Below are 19,205 nucleotides of genomic sequence, written 5' to 3'. Positions count from 1 at the left end.
TTCCTCAGATGGGCAGCTTGTCGATACGCCGTCCACCCCATGCCAGGTTGATAATGGCGCGAGATACCGTGATGGCAGTAAACATGGAGGCAGTCAGACCGATGCCCAGCGTCAGGGCAAAGCCCTTGATGGGGCCAGTGCCGATACCGAACAGGATCACACAGGTGATGAGCGAGGTGACGTTGGAGTCGGCGATGGTCGAGAAAGCACGATCAAAGCCCAGGTGGATAGCCTGTTGAACCCCGCGCCCGTTGCGCAGCTCTTCCCGGATACGTTCATAGATCAGCACGTTGGCATCCACCGCCATACCGAGCGTCAACACGATACCGGCGATGCCTGGCAGGGTCATGGTGGCCCCCGGGATCATCGACATGATGCCGACGATCAGCACCAAGTTCATGCACAGCGCCAGGTTGGCAACCCAACCGAAGGCACGGTAGTAGATCCCCATGAACAGCACGATCACCAGCATGGCCCAGCCGATGGCTTCCATACCGCTGTCGATGTTCTGTTGACCCAGGCTCGGGCCTATGGTGCGCTCTTCCACGATCTGGATCGGGGCGATCAGGGCACCGGCACGCAACAGCAGCGCCAGGTTATGGGCTTCGTTGGCGTTGTCGATCCCAGTGATGCGGAACTGGCTGCCAAGGCGCGACTGGATGGTGGCGACGTTGATCACCTCCTCCTGCTTGCGGAACTTGCGCTTGCCATCCGGACCAGGCTGACCCACCGGCTTGTATTCGATGAAGACGGTCGCCATACCTTTACCCACGTTGTCCTTGGTAAAGTTGGCCATCTTGTTGCCACCCTGGCCATCCAGCTTGATGTTGACCTGGGGACGACTGTACTCATCGAAACCGGACTGGGCACCCACGATGTGATCGCCGGTCAGGATGACCCGCTTGTGCAATACCACCGGGCGGCCATTGCGATCGGTATACACCTTGGAGCTCGGCGGGACACGACCGGCGGCGGCAGCCTGGATATCAGCGGTCTCGTCGACCATGTGGAATTCCAGGGTCGCAGTCGCACCCAGGATCTCCTTGGCACGGGCAGTGTCCTGGATACCAGGCAGCTCCACCACGATACGCTCGGCACCCTGCTGTTGTACCAGCGGCTCGGCCACACCCAACTCGTTCACCCGGTTGCGGATGATGGTGATGTTCTGCTCAAGCGCGTACTTCTTCACCTCCTTGATCTTGGCTTCACTCAAGCCAGCCAGCAGGATGTACTCATCCCCTTTCTGCTGTGTGGTGAAGGTCAAATCAGGGTTCTGGCGACGCAGGTGGGAAACGGCACGCTCCTGATCCGCTTCATCGCGGAACACCACCTGTACCTGATCACCGACCCGGCGCACGCCGGAGTAGCGGATCTTCTGGGTACGCAGTTCGGTGCGAAAATCCTGCACCATCTGCTCTTGCTGCTTGGCCAGCGCCTCAGCCATGTCCACTTCCATCAGGAAGTGCACGCCACCGCGCAAATCAAGACCGAGTTTCAGTGGCGCCGCGCCGATAGCTTCGAGCCAGGCGGGAGTGGAAGGGGCCAGGTTGAGCGCGGTAATGAAGTCATCGCCCAATTTATTGGCGACGATATCACGCGCCTTGAGCTGATCTTCGGTGTTCTTGAAACGTACCAGGATCAGCCCGTGCTCGAACGCCGCATGTTTGACCGGGATCTTGGCCGCCTCGAGCGTCTCTTTCACCAGGTCAAGAGTTTCCAGCTTGACTTCGGCACCACGGCTGGCAGAAACCTGCAAGGCCGGGTCTTCGCCGTAAAGATTGGGGGCTGCATATAGAAAACCGATGGCGATCACCACGATCACCATCAGGTATTTCCACAGCGGATAGCGATTTAACACGCTGTGCTCCTCGGGAGATTAAAGGGACTGGATAGAGCCCTTGGGCAGAACGGCAGAAACGAAGTCCTTCTTGATGGTGACTTGAGTCTGGTCGTTCAGGGCGATCACCAGGTAATCGCTGTCAGCTGCCACTTTGGCAATCTTGCCAACCAGGCCACCGGAAGTCAGCACTTCATCACCCTTGGAGAGAGAGCTCATCAGGTTGCGATGGTCCTTGGCACGCTTGGCCTGGGGACGGTAGATCATGAAGTAGAAGATGAGACCAAACACGGCCAGCATGATGATCATTTCCATGCCTGTACCCTGTGCTGCCGGAGCTGCGCCTTCTGCATATGCCTTGGAGATAATGCTCATTTAACAACCTCTTATTGATGTAGATTCACAAAGATAACGAGCTGATACGCTGTTGTTATTTCACGTCATTTTCAGCGAGTGGAGGCACAGGCTTCCCTTGCCGACGGTAAAACTCTGTTACAAAGTCGTCTAATTTACCCTGCTCGATCGCGTCCCGCAAACCCTGCATGACACGCTGGTAATAACGCAGGTTATGGATGGTATTCAGACGGGCGCCGAGGATCTCGTTGCACTTGTCCAGATGGTGCAGATAGCTGCGGCTGTAGTTTTTGCAGGTGTAGCAATCGCAATCGGCATCCAGGGTGCTGGTGTCGTCACGGTGCTTGGCGTTGCGGATCTTGACCACCCCATCGGTAGTGAACAGATGGCCGTTGCGGGCGTTGCGGGTCGGCATCACGCAGTCAAACATGTCGATACCGCGGCGCACCCCTTCCACCAAATCTTCCGGCTTGCCCACCCCCATCAGGTAGCGCGGCTTGTCAGCTGGGATTTTCGGGCAGACGTGCTCGAGGATGCGGTGCATGTCCTCTTTGGGTTCACCCACGGCGAGACCGCCGACCGCATAACCGTCAAAGCCGATCTCCAGCAAGCCGTCCAGCGACACATCCCGCAGCGGCTCGTAGACGGAGCCCTGAATGATGCCGAACAGGGCGTTTTTGTTGCCGAGGGCATCGAACTTGTCACGGGAGCGTTTGGCCCAGCGCAGGGACATCTCCATGGACTTGCGCGCCTCTTCATAGGTGGCCGGATACGGGGTGCACTCGTCGAAGATCATCACGATATCGGAGCCCAAATCGTACTGGATCTCCATGGATTTCTCGGGGTCGAGGAAGATCTTCTCGCCATTGATGGGGTGACGGAAATGCACGCCCGCCTCGGTGATCTTGCGAATATCCCCCAGGCTGAATACCTGGAAACCACCGGAGTCGGTCAGGATCGGTCCCTGCCAGTTCATGAAGTCGTGCAGATCGCCGTGGGCGCGCATCACTTCCTGACCCGGACGCAGCCAGAGGTGGAAGGTGTTGCCAAGCAGGATCTGGGCACCGGTCTCGGCCACCTCTTCCGGGGTCATCCCCTTGACGGTGCCATAGGTACCGACCGGCATGAAGGCCGGAGTCTGTACCGTACCGCGTTCGAATACCAGCTGACCGCGACGGGCGCGGCCGTCAGTGGTTTTCAATTCAAATTTCATTGCTACCTCGGTTTCAGTCAGAGAAACAGTCTGACAGTGGAAGGCCCTCATGGGCCCGATTTTTGGGGCCGCCCACGATTATCACAGGATGCTCGTGAACGGCGCCTGAAGGACGAAGCTTAAGCCTGCGCCCGACGACGGGTGACGAACATGGCGTCCCCGTAGCTGAAGAAACGGTACTGCTCGGCCACGGCTGCCTGATAGGCCGCCATCACGTTGTCATACCCGGCGAAGGCACTGACCAGCATGATCAGGGTCGACTCCGGCAGATGGAAGTTGGTGACCATGGCATCCACCACCTGGAACTGGTAGCCCGGGAAGATAAAGATGTCGGTGTCGCTGAAAAACGGCGCCAGCGGCTTGCCCTGGGCCAGGGTCACCTTGGCGGCACTCTCCAGAGAACGCACCGAGGTGGTCCCCACCGCAATGACGCGGCCGCCACGGGCTCGGGTTGCCACGATGGCATCCACCACCTCCTGCGGCACCTCGGCATATTCGGAGTGCATGTGGTGATCTTCAATCTTGTCCACCCGCACCGGCTGGAAGGTGCCCGCCCCCACGTGCAGGGTGACGAAGGCCGTTTCCACCCCCTTGGCGCGGATCTTCTCGAGCAGAGGCTCATCGAAGTGCAGACCGGCGGTTGGCGCCGCCACCGCGCCCGGTTTGGCGTTGTAGACGGTCTGGTAACGCTCCTTGTCGGCATCTTCATCGGGACGATCTATATAAGGCGGCAGCGGCATGTGACCGATGGCCTCCAGGATCTCCAGCACGGGACGCGCATCGAGGAAGTGGATCTCGAACAGGGCGTCGTGGCGGGCCCGCATCTCGGCCTCGACCTTCTCGCCATCTGGGCCGCCATCCAGGATAAGGCGGGTGCCGGGCTTGGGCGACTTGGAAGAGCGGACGTGCGCCAGTACGCTGTGCTCGTCCAGAATGCGTTCGACCAGCACTTCCAGCTTGCCGCCGCTGGCCTTCTGGCCAAACATGCGCGCCGGAATGACGCGGGTGTTGTTGAATACCAGCAGATCACCGGGGTTGAGCTGGTCCAGCACATCGACAAATTGACCATGGCGCAACGCACCAGTCTGACCGTCGAGCTGCAACAGGCGGCTGGCGGTACGCTCTGCCATCGGGTAGCGGGCAATCAGCTCGTCTGGCAGATCAAAATGAAAATCGGATACTTGCATCTTTCACCTCGGGGGAATCGGCGGCTAGTCTAGTTATCCCCCTCTTGCAAGGCAACCCAAAAGACCAAAAACCCAAGAGAGACAAGGGATAGCGAGCAATATTGCGATACGCATCCGGTTAATGACTCTTTAATGATCTGTATTGACCCTGATCATGTCTTGCCCGATGGGGGTGGGCTAGGGTGAAAGCAGGTACATAAGGAGGCCCACCATGATGACCCTAGCCGAAATCATGACAGAACAGCCCTTCACCCTGGGTCCGGAGAACAGCGTCAAACAGGCGATGGATCTGATGCAGCAGGAGCGGATCCGTCATATCCCCATCGTCGATGAGCATCATCATCTGCTGGGCCTGGTCACCCTCACCGACATTCTGGCGACTCGCGAGTCCAAACTGCTGCTCATCAGTCCGGAGCGGGAGGCCGAATTCACCGACAGTGTCCAGCTCGACGAGATCATGACCCGTCAAGTGGCAAGCGTGGATCCCCACGCCGGCATCAAGGAGGCGGCCCTCTATTTGCAACGCCATAAATATGGCTGCTTGCCGGTACTCAAGGGGCGCAAACTGGTGGGCATAGTGACAGAGTCTGACTTTATCGCGGTGGCCATCAACCTGCTGGAGTTGATGGAAGAGCAGGATCCCCCTACCGATTTCTGACCACCAACTTGTAATTAAATTACAAAGAAAGCGTTTTTAGGCGATAAAACAGCCTGTAAAAATGAAAGCCTTTCATTTTGAATGAAAACTTACACCAAAAACTTGCTTTGTGATCTTCATCACACTATTATCTCCCCCATGCAATAATTGCCGAGGGGGAGACGAGGGATTGTGCACCCACCTTCTTCCTCTCATTTGTCTGCAAGTTTGCACACCCCGTAGTTAGTCTTTGCTGTAAAGCATTTGTTTATATAGCCATTCCTTGTTTGATGACCCGGCCCTGTCTCACGATAGCGCCGGGATTTTTTTATCTGCACGTTCCCCTCTCGCCTTACCGCCATTTACTCCCCCACGTTTCTATACCTGGCCCCTCGCTTGATCGCACATTTCCTCTCGCACAAGGGGAGCAACACCACAGATATGGAATTCAGACAAGGAGTTAGCGCATCCAGGTCGCCATGTTCATGTTAGGTACAGCAGAGAAGTAGTATCTAATTATTAGATTTAAGCGATTCAAAATTGCGGCTTTTATCGATTAGCGAAAGACCCTAAGATGAATCCATCGAAAGTTAAGCGCCTTGTCCGGCTCGACTCATCAACACCAGACAGGCATATGTACATCACCAAGGAGCCAATACATGTCTACCTACATCAACACTGAAATCAAGCCGTTCAACGCCACCGCCTACCACAATGGCAAATTCGTTCAGGTGTCTGACGCTGACCTGAAAGGCAAGTGGTCCGTTGTCTTCTTCTACCCGGCTGATTTCACCTTCGTCTGCCCGACCGAACTGGGCGACCTGGCTGACAACTACGCCGAATTCCAGAAGCTGGGCGTCGAGATCTACTCCGTCTCTACCGACACCCACTTCACCCACAAAGCCTGGCACGACACTTCTGACACCATCCAGAAGATCCAGTACCCGATGATCGGCGACCCGACCGGCACCATCACCCGCAACTTCGGCGTGATGATCGAAGAAGCAGGCCTGGCTGACCGCGGCACCTTCGTTATCGACCCGCAGGGCATCATCCAGATCGTTGAAATCAACGCCGGCGGTATCGGCCGTGACGCTCTGGAGCTGCTGCGCAAAGTCAAAGCTGCCCAGTACGTTGCCGCTCACCCGGGCGAAGTATGCCCGGCCAAATGGAAAGAAGGCGAAGCCACTCTGGCCCCGTCCCTGGATCTGGTAGGCAAAATCTAAGCCTCCCCACTCCAAAGACCGGCCCGATTCAGGGCCGGTCTGCTTTCTGGCCCACGCATACCGCCGACCCGCAATCACAAGAAGGAATTCGAAGATGTTGGATACCAACCTCAAACAACAGCTGAACACCTATCTGCAGTACATCGTCAATCCCATCGAGATCAGCGTGTCCGGCAATGACAGTGACAAATCCGCAGAGCTGCTGGCACTGGCCACCGAGATCAGCGAGATGTCACCCAAGATTACCCAGACTTCTGGCACTGCCGCTCGCAAGCCTTCCATGAGTGTGGCCACCCAGGGCCAGACTCCGCGCATTCACTTTGCCGGCATTCCCATGGGTCATGAATTTACTTCTCTGGTACTGGCCCTGCTGCAAAGCGGCGGTCACCCCTCCAAGGCCGATGCAGCCGTGCAGGAGCAGATCCGCAACCTCAAGGGTGAGTTCCACTTTGAGACCTATATCTCCCTCTCCTGCCATAACTGTCCGGACGTGGTTCAGGCACTGAACCTGATGGCTACCCTGAACCCGGGGATCACCCACACCATGATCGACGGCGCCCTGTTCCAGGACGAGGTCAACGAGCGTCAGATCATGGCGGTACCGAACGTCTACCTGAATGGCCAGCCGTTCAGCCAGGGTCGCATCTCGCTCGAAGAGATCGTCGCCAAGCTCGACACCGGCGCTGCCGAACGCAAAGCCGCTGAGCTGAATGAGAAAGATCCCTACGACGTGCTGGTGGTGGGTGGTGGCCCGGCTGGCGCTGCGGCAGCCATCTATGCAGCCCGCAAAGGGATCCGCACCGCCATCGTCGCCGAGCGTTTTGGTGGTCAGGTGATGGACACCGTCGGCATCGAGAACTTTATCTCCGTGCCCTACACCGAAGGCCCCAAGCTGGCCGCGAGCCTGGAGCAGCACGTCAAGCAGTATGGCGTGGAAGTGATCACCGAGCAGCGCGCCGCCGCCATCAGCAAGGATGGCTATGTCAACGTGGATCTTGCATCCGGTGCAACCCTGAAGAGTCGTTCCGTGATCCTGGCAACCGGTGCCCGCTGGCGCGACCTGAACGTGCCGGGCGAACTCGAGTACCGCACCAAGGGCGTGGCCTACTGCCCGCACTGTGACGGCCCCTTCTTCAAGGGCAAGCGGGTGGCGGTGATCGGTGGCGGTAACTCCGGCATCGAGGCGGCCATCGACCTAGCCGGCATCGTCGAGCACGTTACCGTGGTGGAGTTCGCCGACACCCTGCGCGCCGACGAAGTGCTGCAGCAGAAGGCCCGCTCCATGGCCAACATCGACATCATCATGAGCGCCCGCACCACTGCAGTGATCGGTGATGGCAGTAAGGTGACAGGCATGGATTACGAAGATCGCACCACCGGGGAAATCAAGCATCTGGCTGTCGCGGGTATCTTCGTCCAGATCGGCCTAGTGCCCAATACCGAGTTCCTCAAGGGGAGCGAGGTAGCGCTGACCCGCTTCGGCGAGATCGAGATCGATACCAAGGGCGCCACCTCCCTGCCCGGCGTGTACGCCGCAGGGGACGCCACTACTGTGCCGTTCAAGCAGATCATCATCTCCATGGGTGCTGGTGCAACCGCCGCACTCGGGGCCTTCGATTACCTCATCCGTAATCCGGCACCAGAAGCAGCCAAGGCTGACGCCGTCACAGTCTGAACGCCATTCAAGTAAACAAAAGCCGACTCTCTCGAGTCGGCTTTTTTCATTCTGATGTTGCGCTGGACATTAAAAACCCGTTGCGAGAGCGGGTTTTGGCATTATCAATGCGCAGTAGACTGGCTATCCATCATTCCAGGAGGAAAACCGCCTCGATGTTGTCGGTGATGGTGATCTGTTGCTGTTGATAGCTGTTTTCCACCATATCTGCGGCAGGTGCGGCGGACATGGCCAGCGCCTTGAGATTGCGGCTATAGACGGGAACTGGCGATGAATTTCGATATTCAGCGCTGTATACCTTGCCAAGCTTCATACCAAATGCCTTGGCCAGAGATTCGGCCTTGCTTTTCGCATCCTCGACCGCAGCCAGGCGTGCCTGTTCCTTGATGGTTTGCGGAGATTTCAGACCATATTCGATATGTGACACCGACTCGAGTCCTGCCTTGAGTGCGGTATCCATCAACTGGCTCAGCTTGTCGAGTTGATACAGCTTCACCGCCAGTTGACGCTGGGCACGATACCCCAGCAAGGTCGGCTTCTTGTTCTCGCCATATTGATACTCGGGAGAGATGACCAGATTTCCCGCCTCCACATCACTGCGCTTGATACCCAGTCCTTCCAGCTGGCCAAAGAATGCAGCCACTCTGGTATCAACCTGTTGCTTGGCCTTGAACCCCTGTTTTTCCAACGCGGTGACCGACACATTGAGGGTCAGCATATCGGGTTCCGCTTTCTGCTCGGCGTAACCACTCACCACCAGATGGGGTGCCTGAGGCACTTCCAGAGCATACAGGGGGACACTGACAACCAGCGCAGAAAGGGTAAGAAGCGGACGCCACATATAAAAAACCTCAATCGAAAAATTGAGGTCATTATGCTCCTAGCAAACGGGAATTTATATATCGTGCAATGGCGGGATCTGATCCAGTACCTGATTGGTCAAATCGAGACTGATGCTGATTGTCGCATCAGCAGCGGGAAGAATCTCTGCATGCGCTGTCGTCGGCAATGAACTGTCGAGCAACACCTCATCATCGAAATGGAATGAATCCCACGACAGGATATGTCCTTGAGGAGGTAATTCCGTTCCGAGAGAACTGAAGTCATCTGCGACTACAGTCCAAGCGATTGTTTCAGAAGGCCCCAACAACTCCTGCAAGGATGCAGGATGAAAGCTATTCAATAGATACTCCTGCTGACCCAACTCATGACCAACCAAAATCATGTTATGGGAAGCTTCTGCATCCATGGCCGGTATGTAGCTGATCGATGCAGCCGCAAAGTCGACATGCAGCGTTCCTGCGACATCACCGGCGTCATTTTCTATCTCCACCGCATCCAGCCGATCACCTGCGATCGAGGCTTGATAGCCAAACTGGCCGGCACAGGTAATCTGACCCTGTCCATCCCAGCTATAGCGGATGCCATCAATGTCGACCCAGTTGAATGACTGCATGGTGTCTCTCCTTTATACCGCCGCTATCTTATCCATCCTCTGTCATAAAAAACAGGGGCCAAGCATGGCCTGGCCCCGACTCCTGGCTACGGATCAACCTTGAGGTTACCGTCATCCAGCATTTGCTTGATGATGTCGTGGTTGGTTGTGAGCGTGCCACCTTGATCCAAGTCCAATCCTCCCTGGAACTGGATGGTCAATTGGGGCCCCCCAAGTGTTCCATCAGTATCTATGGTCAGCTTGTTGGTAGCTGTATCAAACTGCAGATAGTTGTCCAATACCGTCGCCAGATCCTCGTTGGTGCCGCCAGTAGGTACGCCAACCAGCAAATCAGACAAATCCAATACATCGCCACCACTGGCAGTCGCACCCAGGGTGAAGTCGGTGATGTTGTCCGTACTGCCGTCTGCATCGCCACTGACCCATTTGAAGGTATCGTTACCAGTGCCTCCGGTAAGAGTATCCGAACCTAAGCCACCAATCAGGGTATCGTTACCACCTTGACCATAGAGGATGTCATTACCAGCCCCACCATCCAATATGTCATCCCCACCCACTGTACCTTCTTGAGCGTAGGAGGCATGGTTAGTTACTAATTCGGTCAGCAACTGATTCGACGTCAGCCCTGGATGTGCAGCTACAAATGCAGCCCAGCCAGCATCAGCACTGTTGACATAAATACTGTCGCCATATATCACATCATTGCCGGCACCACTTTGCAGATGATCATTGCCTACCGAAGCAGCAGCACTCCCCCCGCCGGTAAGCTGACCAATAACGGTATTAAGCTGGTTAGCATTGTTGACATTGGTTGCGCTACCTCCTGTTCCTTCGACTTGACCAAGTAGCGTCAAGGCATTAGCACCGATTTGAATCCCAACGGACTCAATCGTAAAAGTCTGCCCGACTGACGAGCCTACATTCTCAATTCGATTTACTTCGCTGACATTATCATCATTGCTTGAGCCACTAGGATTATAAGTCCCGAGCACATGCTGCATAGCCACAGCACTGCTGACACTATCAACCGTCGTTGTACCATTTGCATGGTATGCTCGGTTGGGCTCCCCATCAGAAACAAAGATAACTTTGTTAACATCAGCCGCGGCAATAGGAGCATCAGGGCCAACTGATTCAATCCAGTTATTAGCGGCGATCAATCCAGCCTCATAGTTTGTGGCGTCAGCACTGGGCACAGTGATGGCATTGACAAAAGCAATTGCTGCCAACCGTTGAGCATTGTCATCTACTCCTCCAGTTGTCAGAGTGAAGCTACCTGAGCTGTTTACCTGAGTAGCGAACGCATCGATATGAATTCGAATGTCGCTCGCTCCCGAGTTGTACAACCCATTAATTGCACTGATCACTGCCTGCTTCATAGCCTCGAGTCGGGTGATACTGGACGTGACACCATTAATATTGGTGAACTGAATTGTATTGCTGATCATGCTGCCTGAGTTATCCAGCAAAAAGGCAATATTCGCTTTCTGCCCAGGTAACTGGTTCGATCCTCCGACATCTCCGATCAGGGCATCATTACCACTCTTTCCATCAATCTCGCCAGCGCCACCAGACACGACAAACGGTACGGAGCTGCCGCTGACATCGTCGGCATTACTACCAACGATAAGAACAGGAGCAACAACTGGCTCAAAGGCCACCTGCAATATTGATGTATCTTTGTCACCATCACCATCAACTACCGCAACATTGAAATTAGTGATCACAGGATCCTCTTCAATACGCTCGAGTAAATTGGCTCCAGTCACCCTGAAACCATCACCGCCAGCATCAGACAACTCGACCCGAGTGATATTCGTCAACGTAGTGGGGATAGTTGCCTCTGTATGATTAGTAAAGAGCGTAGTGCCGCTTTGAACGACCTGATCACCGTTCGAATTAGTGCCATAAATAGTCCAGCTAACTAAATTTGTGGCTGCATTCGATTTATTTTCAACGGAGAAAGCGACTTCTAGTGCGGGGGCCGAGAAATCAAAATAAATTTTATTAGACCCTTCGATCCACTGATTGTCTGTCGCTAGACCTTGCGTACTCGAGTTAACAGTACCCTCCAGCGAATCTACCGTCATGATGACATTCTGCCCATTGGGGATAACATCTCCAGGCTTATAAATGCCACCTGTATCGGTAATAACCAAATAATCCTGATAGCCACCGACACTCTTGTTAAACGTTGTAGAGAACTCTTCGATTGCCCCATCAACCTTACCGTCCATGTCAATGATATAGTGACCAGTAACATCCATGGTCAGAGTAAAGATCAGATTCTGTCCGCTACCACCGGTGTATGCACTTGGTACTGTGCTGGTATAAGCAAACAAGGTACCCGGCGAAGCCGGATTCACGTAGTAATAGATAGTGTATCCATCTGAGGTCAACACACTAGCCGCATAAGTAGTGGTGGTTCCATTCCAGCCAGAGATATTCCCTGTCAGGTCACCATGACCTGCACCATCACTCCCCAAATCAACGGTATAAATACCCTCAACATATCCTGAGCTAGAGTTTGCCAGTGAAGTAGATTTTGAGGTTTCAACAATATCCGGACCGTCATCGTCGAAGCTGAACGCCGAGGTCGTGTTGTTGGCCAGCACCACCGTATCGGAGGCCACGATCTGGTCACCATCGCCGTCGACACGGGTAACCTGAGCTTGCAGCAACAGCGTGCTGCCCGGCGCCAGCAGCAGTTGCACCGCTTCGTCGTACAGACCGTCGGTGCCGTTGTCCAGCGCCTCGTACAGCGTGGTCTGCAGTTGCAGCGAGCCACCAACATCGACGATCTCGATCTTGAAGACTGTTTGGTTGGTGGTGTCCTTGCCCTCCAGCACGCCGGCACCCGTGGCGAACAGGGTGATCGCCCCGCCATTGGTGGCCACCAGGTTGGTGGCCAATCCATTAACCGGAACACCGGTGAAGCTCACCGCCGTGCTGAGCGAGCCCGCACCGTCCGAGCCGTAGCTGCCGCTGGTGGTAAACAGGCTCAGCAGGCCGCCGCTCACCGTCGTGGTCGCACGCGCCAGCGCGCCGCTCACATCGTCGTTGACGTAGCTGTCGGAACTCTCGCCCGCCGCATAGTGGTCCGTGGCACCGGTGGTTTCGTCCAGCGAGACCGTCACTGCCGCCGTGCCGCCTGCGTTGGCCGTCACGGTCTGGGTCGGACCGTCATCGTCGAAGCTGAACGCCGAGGTCGTGTTGTTGGCCAGCACCACCGTATCGGAGGCCACGATCTGGTCACCATCGCCGTCGACACGGGTAACCTGAGCTTGCAGCAACAGCGTGCTGCCCGGCGCCAGCAGCAGTTGCACCGCTTCGTCGTACAGACCGTCGGTGCCGTTGTCCAGCGCCTCGTACAGCGTGGTCTGCAGTTGCAGCGAGCCACCAACATCGACGATCTCGATCTTGAAGACTGTTTGGTTGGTGGTGTCCTTGCCCTCCAGCACGCCGGCACCCGTGGCGAACAGGGTGATCGCCCCGCCATTGGTGGCCACCAGGTTGGTGGCCAATCCATTAACCGGAACACCGGTGAAGCTCACCGCCGTGCTGAGCGAGCCCGCACCGTCCGAGCCGTAGCTGCCGCTGGTGGTAAACAGGCTCAGCAGGCCGCCGCTCACCGTCGTGGTCGCACGCGCCAGCGCGCCGCTCACATCGTCGTTGACGTAGCTGTCGGAACTCTCGCCCGCCGCATAGTGGTCCGTGGCACCGGTGGTTTCGTCCAGCGAGACCGTCACTGCCGCCGTGCCGCCTGCGTTGGCCGTCACGGTCTGGGTCGGACCGTCATCGTCGAAGCTGAACGCCGAGGTCGTGTTGTTGGCCAGCACCACCGTATCGGAGGCCACGATCTGGTCACCATCGCCGTCGACACGGGTAACCTGAGCTTGCAGCAACAGCGTGCTGCCCGGCGCCAGCAGCAGTTGCACCGCTTCGTCGTACAGACCGTCGGTGCCGTTGTCCAGCGCCTCGTACAGCGTGGTCTGCAGTTGCAGCGAGCCACCAACATCGACGATCTCGATCTTGAAGACTGTTTGGTTGGTGGTGTCCTTGCCCTCCAGCACGCCGGCACCCGTGGCGAACAGGGTGATCGCCCCGCCATTGGTGGCCACCAGGTTGGTGGCCAATCCATTAACCGGAACACCGGTGAAGCTCACCGCCGTGCTGAGCGAGCCCGCACCGTCCGAGCCGTAGCTGCCGCTGGTGGTAAACAGGCTCAGCAGGCCGCCGCTCACCGTCGTGGTCGCACGCGCCAGCGCGCCGCTCACATCGTCGTTGACATAGCTGTCGGAACTCTCGCCCGCCGCATAGTGGTCCGTGGCACCGGTGGTTTCGTCCAGCGAGACCGTCACTGCCGCCGTGCCGCCTGCGTTGGCCGTCACGGTCTGGGTCGGACCGTCATCGTCGAAGCTGAACGCCGAGGTCGTGTTGTTGGCCAGCACCACCGTATCGGAGGCCACGATCTGGTCACCATCGCCGTCGACACGGGTAACCTGAGCTTGCAGCAACAGCGTGCTGCCCGGCGCCAGCAGCAGTTGCACCGCTTCGTCGTACAGACCGTCGGTGCCGTTGTCCAGCGCCTCGTACAGCGTGGTCTGCAGTTGCAGCGAGCCACCAACATCGACGACCTCGATCTTGAAGACTGTTTGGTTGGTGGTGTCCTTGCCCTCCAGCACGCCGGCACCCGTGGCGAACAGGGTGATCGCCCCGCCATTGGTGGCCACCAGGTTGGTGGCCAATCCATTAACCGGAACACCGGTGAAGCTCACCGCCGTGCTGAGCGAGCCCGCACCGTCCGAGCCGTAGCTGCCGCTGGTGGTAAACAGGCTCAGCAGGCCGCCGCTCACCGTCGTGGTCGCACGCGCCAGCGCGCCGCTCACATCGTCGTTGACGTAGCTGTCGGAACTCTCGCCCGCCGCATAGTGGTCCGTGGCACCGGTGGTTTCGTCCAGCGAGACCGTCACTGCCGCCGTGCCGCCTGCGTTGGCCGTCACGGTCTGGGTCGGACCGTCATCGTCGAAGCTGAACGCCGAGGTCGTGTTGTTGGCCAGCACCACCGTATCGGAGGCCACGATCTGGTCACCATCGCCGTCGACACGGGTAACCTGAGCTTGCAGCAACAGCGTGCTGCCCGGCGCCAGCAGCAGTTGCACCGCTTCGTCGTACAGACCGTCGGTGCCGTTGTCCAGCGCCTCGTACAGCGTGGTCTGCAGTTGCAGCGAGCCACCAACATCGACGATCTCGATCTTGAAGACTGTTTGGTTGGTGGTGTCCTTGCCCTCCAGCACGCCGGCACCCGTGGCGAACAGGGTGATCGCCCCGCCATTGGTGGCCACCAGGTTGGTGGCCAATCCATTAACCGGAACACCGGTGAAGCTCACCGCCGTGCTGAGCGAGCCCGCACCGTCCGAGCCGTAGCTGCCGCTGGTGGTAAACAGGCTCAGCAGGCCGCCGCTCACCGTCGTGGTCGCACGCGCCAGCGCGCCGCTCACATCGTCGTTGACGTAGCTGTCGGAACTCTCGCCCGCCGCATAGTGGTCCGTGGCACCGGTGGTTTCGTCCAGCGAGACCGTCACTGCCGCCGTGCCGCCTGCGTTGGCCGTCACGGTCTGGGTCGGACCGTCATCGTCGAAGCTGAACGCCGAGGTCGTGTTGTTGGCCAGCACCACCGTATCGGAGGCCACGATCTGGTCACCATCGCCGTCGACACGGGTAACCTGAGCTTGCAGCAACAGCGTGCTGCCCGGCGCCAGCAGCAGTTGCACCGCTTCGTCGTACAGACCGTCGGTGCCGTTGTCCAGCGCCTCGTACAGCGTGGTCTGCAGTTGCAGCGAGCCACCAACATCGACGATCTCGATCTTGAAGACTGTTTGGTTGGTGGTGTCCTTGCCCTCCAGCACGCCGGCACCCGTGGCGAACAGGGTGATCGCCCCGCCATTGGTGGCCACCAGGTTGGTGGCCAATCCATTAACCGGAACACCGGTGAAGCTCACCGCCGTGCTGAGCGAGCCCGCACCGTCCGAGCCGTAGCTGCCGCTGGTGGTAAACAGGCTCAGCAGGCCGCCGCTCACCGTCGTGGTCGCACGCGCCAGCGCGCCGCTCACATCGTCGTTGACATAGCTGTCGGAACTCTCGCCCGCCGCATAGTGGTCCGTGGCACCGGTGGTTTCGTCCAGCGAGACCGTCACTGCCGCCGTGCCGCCTGCGTTGGCCGTCACGGTCTGGGTCGGACCGTCATCGTCGAAGCTGAACGCCGAGGTCGTGTTGTTGGCCAGCACCACCGTATCGGAGGCCACGATCTGGTCACCATCGCCGTCGACACGGGTAACCTGAGCTTGCAGCAACAGCGTGCTGCCCGGCGCCAGCAGCAGTTGCACCGCTTCGTCGTACAGACCGTCGGTGCCGTTGTCCAGCGCCTCGTACAGCGTGGTCTGCAGTTGCAGCGAGCCACCAACATCGACGATCTCGATCTTGAAGACTGTTTGGTTGGTGGTGTCCTTGCCCTCCAGCACGCCGGCACCCGTGGCGAACAGGGTGATCGCCCCGCCATTGGTGGCCACCAGGTTGGTGGCCAATCCATTAACCGGAACACCGGTGAAGCTCACCGCCGTGCTGAGCGAGCCCGCACCGTCCGAGCCGTAGCTGCCGCTGGTGGTAAACAGGCTCAGCAGGCCGCCGCTCACCGTCGTGGTCGCACGCGCCAGCGCGCCGCTCACATCGTCGTTGACGTAGCTGTCGGAACTCTCGCCCGCCGCATAGTGGTCCGTGGCACCGGTGGTTTCGTCCAGCGAGACCGTCACTGCCGCCGTGCCGCCTGCGTTGGCCGTCACGGTCTGGGTCGGACCGTCATCGTCGAAGCTGAACGCCGAGGTCGTGTTGTTGGCCAGCACCACCGTATCGGAGGCCACGATCTGGTCACCATCGCCGTCGACACGGGTAACCTGAGCTTGCAGCAACAGCGTGCTGCCCGGCGCCAGCAGCAGTTGCACCGCTTCGTCGTACAGACCGTCGGTGCCGTTGTCCAGCGCCTCGTACAGCGTGGTCTGCAGTTGCAGCGAGCCACCAACATCGACGATCTCGATCTTGAAGACTGTTTGGTTGGTGGTGTCCTTGCCCTCCAGCACGCCGGCACCCGTGGCGAACAGGGTGATCGCCCCGCCATTGGTGGCCACCAGGTTGGTGGCCAATCCATTAACCGGAACACCGGTGAAGCTCACCGCCGTGCTGAGCGAGCCCGCACCGTCCGAGCCGTAGCTGCCGCTGGTGGTAAACAGGCTCAGCAGGCCGCCGCTCACCGTCGTGGTCGCACGCGCCAGCGCGCCGCTCACATCGTCGTTGACGTAGCTGTCGGAACTCTCGCCCGCCGCATAGTGGTCCGTGGCACCGGTGGTTTCGTCCAGCGAGACCGTCACTGCCGCCGTGCCGCCTGCGTTGGCCGTCACGGTCTGGGTCGGACCGTCATCGTCGAAGCTGAACGCCGAGGTCGTGTTGTTGGCCAGCACCACCGTATCGGAGGCCACGATCTGGTCACCATCGCCGTCGACACGGGTAACCTGAGCTTGCAGCAACAGCGTGCTGCCCGGCGCCAGCAGCAGTTGCACCGCTTCGTCGTACAGACCGTCGGTGCCGTTGTCCAGCGCCTCGTACAGCGTGGTCTGCAGTTGCAGCGAGCCACCAACATCGACGATCTCGATCTTGAAGACTGTTTGGTTGGTGGTGTCCTTGCCCTCCAGCACGCCGGCACCCGTGGCGAACAGGGTGATCGCCCCGCCATTGGTGGCCACCAGGTTGGTGGCCAATCCATTAACCGGAACACCGGTGAAGCTCACCGCCGTGCTGAGCGAGCCCGCACCGTCCGAGCCGTAGCTGCCGCTGGTGGTAAACAGGCTCAGCAGGCCGCCGCTCACCGTCGTGGTCGCACGCGCCAGCGCGCCGCTCACATCGTCGTTGACGTAGCTGTCGGAACTCTCGCCCGCCGCATAGTGGTCCGTGGCACCGGTGGTTTCGTCCAGCGAGGCCGTCACTGCCGCCGTGCCGCCTGCGTTGGCCGTCACGGTCTGGGTCGGAACATCATCCAAGATCGTGACATCAAGGGAGCCATTGGTGGTATCACCATCGGTATCAGTCAGTACAACGTTAAAACTCTCGGCAAGCGAGGTGTCATTGGCTGGCTGGGCATGATTTTCATTGTCGAGCAGGGTGTAGCTGTAGCTCACGCTACCAGCCCCAGTGACCGAGTTGAAATTAATTCCCGTCACGACCAGTTGATTGCCTAGCGGACTAACAATCGTCAGAGGGAAGGTTGTGGCCGGCAGTCCATTTGCAATCAGCGCGACACCACCCAATGTCAAGCTTTGCACCCCGTCTGGGGCATTGAAGGTAAAGACATTACTTTGTGTCAGCACTGAGGGATTAGGCGCACTCCCGCCAGCCAACGCTGCCTCATTAAGGGTGAGTTCTCCTCCTGCCAGCGCCAAACCACCCAGTTCAACGGGTTCATCAACAGGTGTAATTGAAATGACGAGGGTTGACTGAACCGTATCTGTACCATCAGTCACGCTGTAAATCACTGGAGGAACCGCACCGTCATAATTGGGCGCGGGGGTAAAGGTAAAACTACCGTCCGCATTGACCACCAGGGTGCCGATACCATCAATCGTGATGCTGGTGCCTGCCGTGACACTGAGGTTGTCCCCCCAGCTGAAATTGACTACTGTTGCAGCATTCGGACCATCTGGATTGGTTGTATTAGTCAGTAAATTTCCATTCAACACGCCATCTTCGGGAACGGTCAGTTGCTCTCCTTCATCGGCCAGTTCATTGACCAGCAATGGTTCTACGAATTGTTGGGTGTCGACAACGGGTTCAGCCTGATAGGTTGTGTCGAAGCCGGCTGCAGCAATCGTGGCATCTCCAATCCGATCGATAGTGACAAAACCACCATTACCACTGGTTCCCGCAACACCACCGATCCCGCCACCACCCGCAGCAGGTGCTCCACCGGCAGCTGACGCCTCAAAGTTTTGCGTCGGGTCTACCCCTTGCAAGATTGATTGTTGCAAAGCCGCGATATCTGAAGGTAATCCCGTGCCAGCTGCGGCTGTTTGTTGCGGCCCTGATGCTGGAACATCGGGAGCTGTTGCATCGGGCGATGCTGGAGAGGGGGTGTCATCGTAGGGCATCAAAACCAATTTGGCGTCGTCAGCAATGTTAAGCTTGGCCCCAGGTTGCAGAATTTCACCTTTTTGTAGCAGCCGACTACTGCCATCCGCCAATACAATTTCCACTTTGCCTTCAATGGCCGAGACCACAACGGTCTTGTCGATGATTTGGGTACGCATATCCATTGCTCCAAGGTGATAGATCCTGATGCATACAACAATAGAAGCTATCTGTACCCCTTACCGTTGCAAAAATTTATATGGACAGCGCGTCAAGCTGAAGGCGATTGCATTAAATCGAACGAATTATTTTTCTCTATATATTTCAAATAATTAATCAATACCCATACGAGACACCGACTTCCGAATGCTGCTATAAACAGGCTTGTTCCTTCATCCATTTCAATAAAAAAGGCCCCAATGGGGCCTTTCAATTGACTCATTTGTCAT

Annotated in this window: 10 protein-coding genes; 3 read left to right on the top strand and 7 right to left on the bottom strand. The window is 57.7% G+C overall.

Annotation, left to right across the window (positions count from 1 at the left end; translation table 11 throughout):
- Nucleotides 1-4: 4 nt before the first annotated feature.
- From secD to queA, 4 genes are all read right to left on the bottom strand, one after another.
- Nucleotides 5-1,858 (bottom strand): protein translocase subunit SecD, encoded by a 1,854-nt coding sequence (gene secD, locus MRK42_RS08300; protein ID WP_042024953.1) that lies wholly within the window; start codon nucleotides 1,856-1,858, stop codon nucleotides 5-7.
- 18 nt (nucleotides 1,859-1,876) lie between these two features.
- Nucleotides 1,877-2,212, bottom strand: coding sequence for a preprotein translocase subunit YajC (gene yajC / locus MRK42_RS08295; protein WP_201977238.1), 336 nt, complete (start codon nucleotides 2,210-2,212; stop codon nucleotides 1,877-1,879).
- Nucleotides 2,213-2,267: 55 nt separating this feature from the next.
- Nucleotides 2,268-3,404: a tRNA guanosine(34) transglycosylase Tgt gene (tgt, locus tag MRK42_RS08290; protein WP_026456613.1), complete on the bottom strand. Its 1,137-nt coding sequence runs from the start codon at nucleotides 3,402-3,404 to the stop codon at nucleotides 2,268-2,270.
- A 119-nt stretch (nucleotides 3,405-3,523) separates the two neighbouring features.
- Nucleotides 3,524-4,591 (bottom strand): tRNA preQ1(34) S-adenosylmethionine ribosyltransferase-isomerase QueA, encoded by a 1,068-nt coding sequence (gene queA, locus MRK42_RS08285; protein ID WP_338612159.1) that lies wholly within the window; start codon nucleotides 4,589-4,591, stop codon nucleotides 3,524-3,526.
- A 211-nt stretch (nucleotides 4,592-4,802) separates the two neighbouring features.
- On the opposite strand from queA, the gene MRK42_RS08280 reads away from it, so the two are divergent.
- The 3 genes from MRK42_RS08280 (at nucleotide 4,803) to ahpF (ending at nucleotide 8,129) form a co-directional block, all read left to right on the top strand.
- The gene (locus MRK42_RS08280; RefSeq protein WP_042024955.1) at nucleotides 4,803-5,249 is read left to right on the top strand and encodes a CBS domain-containing protein; all 447 of its coding nucleotides are present in this window, start codon (nucleotides 4,803-4,805) and stop codon (nucleotides 5,247-5,249) included.
- Between the two features lie 638 nt (nucleotides 5,250-5,887).
- On the top strand, nucleotides 5,888-6,454 hold the full coding sequence (gene ahpC / locus MRK42_RS08275; protein ID WP_026456610.1) for an alkyl hydroperoxide reductase subunit C: 567 nt from the start codon (nucleotides 5,888-5,890) through the stop codon (nucleotides 6,452-6,454).
- 94 nt (nucleotides 6,455-6,548) lie between these two features.
- Nucleotides 6,549-8,129, top strand: coding sequence for an alkyl hydroperoxide reductase subunit F (ahpF, locus tag MRK42_RS08270; RefSeq protein ID WP_216992107.1), 1,581 nt, complete (start codon nucleotides 6,549-6,551; stop codon nucleotides 8,127-8,129).
- A 130-nt stretch (nucleotides 8,130-8,259) separates the two neighbouring features.
- On the opposite strand, the gene MRK42_RS08265 is transcribed toward ahpF, so the two are convergent.
- The 3 genes from MRK42_RS08265 to MRK42_RS08255 all read right to left on the bottom strand — a co-directional run bounded on the left by MRK42_RS08265 (nucleotide 8,260) and on the right by MRK42_RS08255 (nucleotide 18,935).
- Entirely contained in the window at nucleotides 8,260-8,970 is a 711-nt protein-coding gene (locus tag MRK42_RS08265) for an SIMPL domain-containing protein (protein WP_042071768.1), read from the bottom strand.
- 54 nt (nucleotides 8,971-9,024) lie between these two features.
- The gene (locus MRK42_RS08260; RefSeq protein ID WP_042024958.1) at nucleotides 9,025-9,585 is read right to left on the bottom strand and encodes a hypothetical protein; all 561 of its coding nucleotides are present in this window, start codon (nucleotides 9,583-9,585) and stop codon (nucleotides 9,025-9,027) included.
- 86 nt (nucleotides 9,586-9,671) lie between these two features.
- On the bottom strand, nucleotides 9,672-18,935 hold the full coding sequence (locus MRK42_RS08255; protein ID WP_354689012.1) for a retention module-containing protein: 9,264 nt from the start codon (nucleotides 18,933-18,935) through the stop codon (nucleotides 9,672-9,674).
- Nucleotides 18,936-19,205: the final 270 nt, after the last annotated feature.

Source organism: Aeromonas sp. 19NY04SH05-1, assembly GCF_040581895.1.
In the GTDB taxonomy this organism is placed as follows: Bacteria; Pseudomonadota; Gammaproteobacteria; order Enterobacterales; family Aeromonadaceae; genus Aeromonas; species Aeromonas enteropelogenes.
The sequence above is the reverse complement of the archived record's forward strand: the minus strand, read 5'-3'. Positions and strand labels throughout refer to the sequence as shown.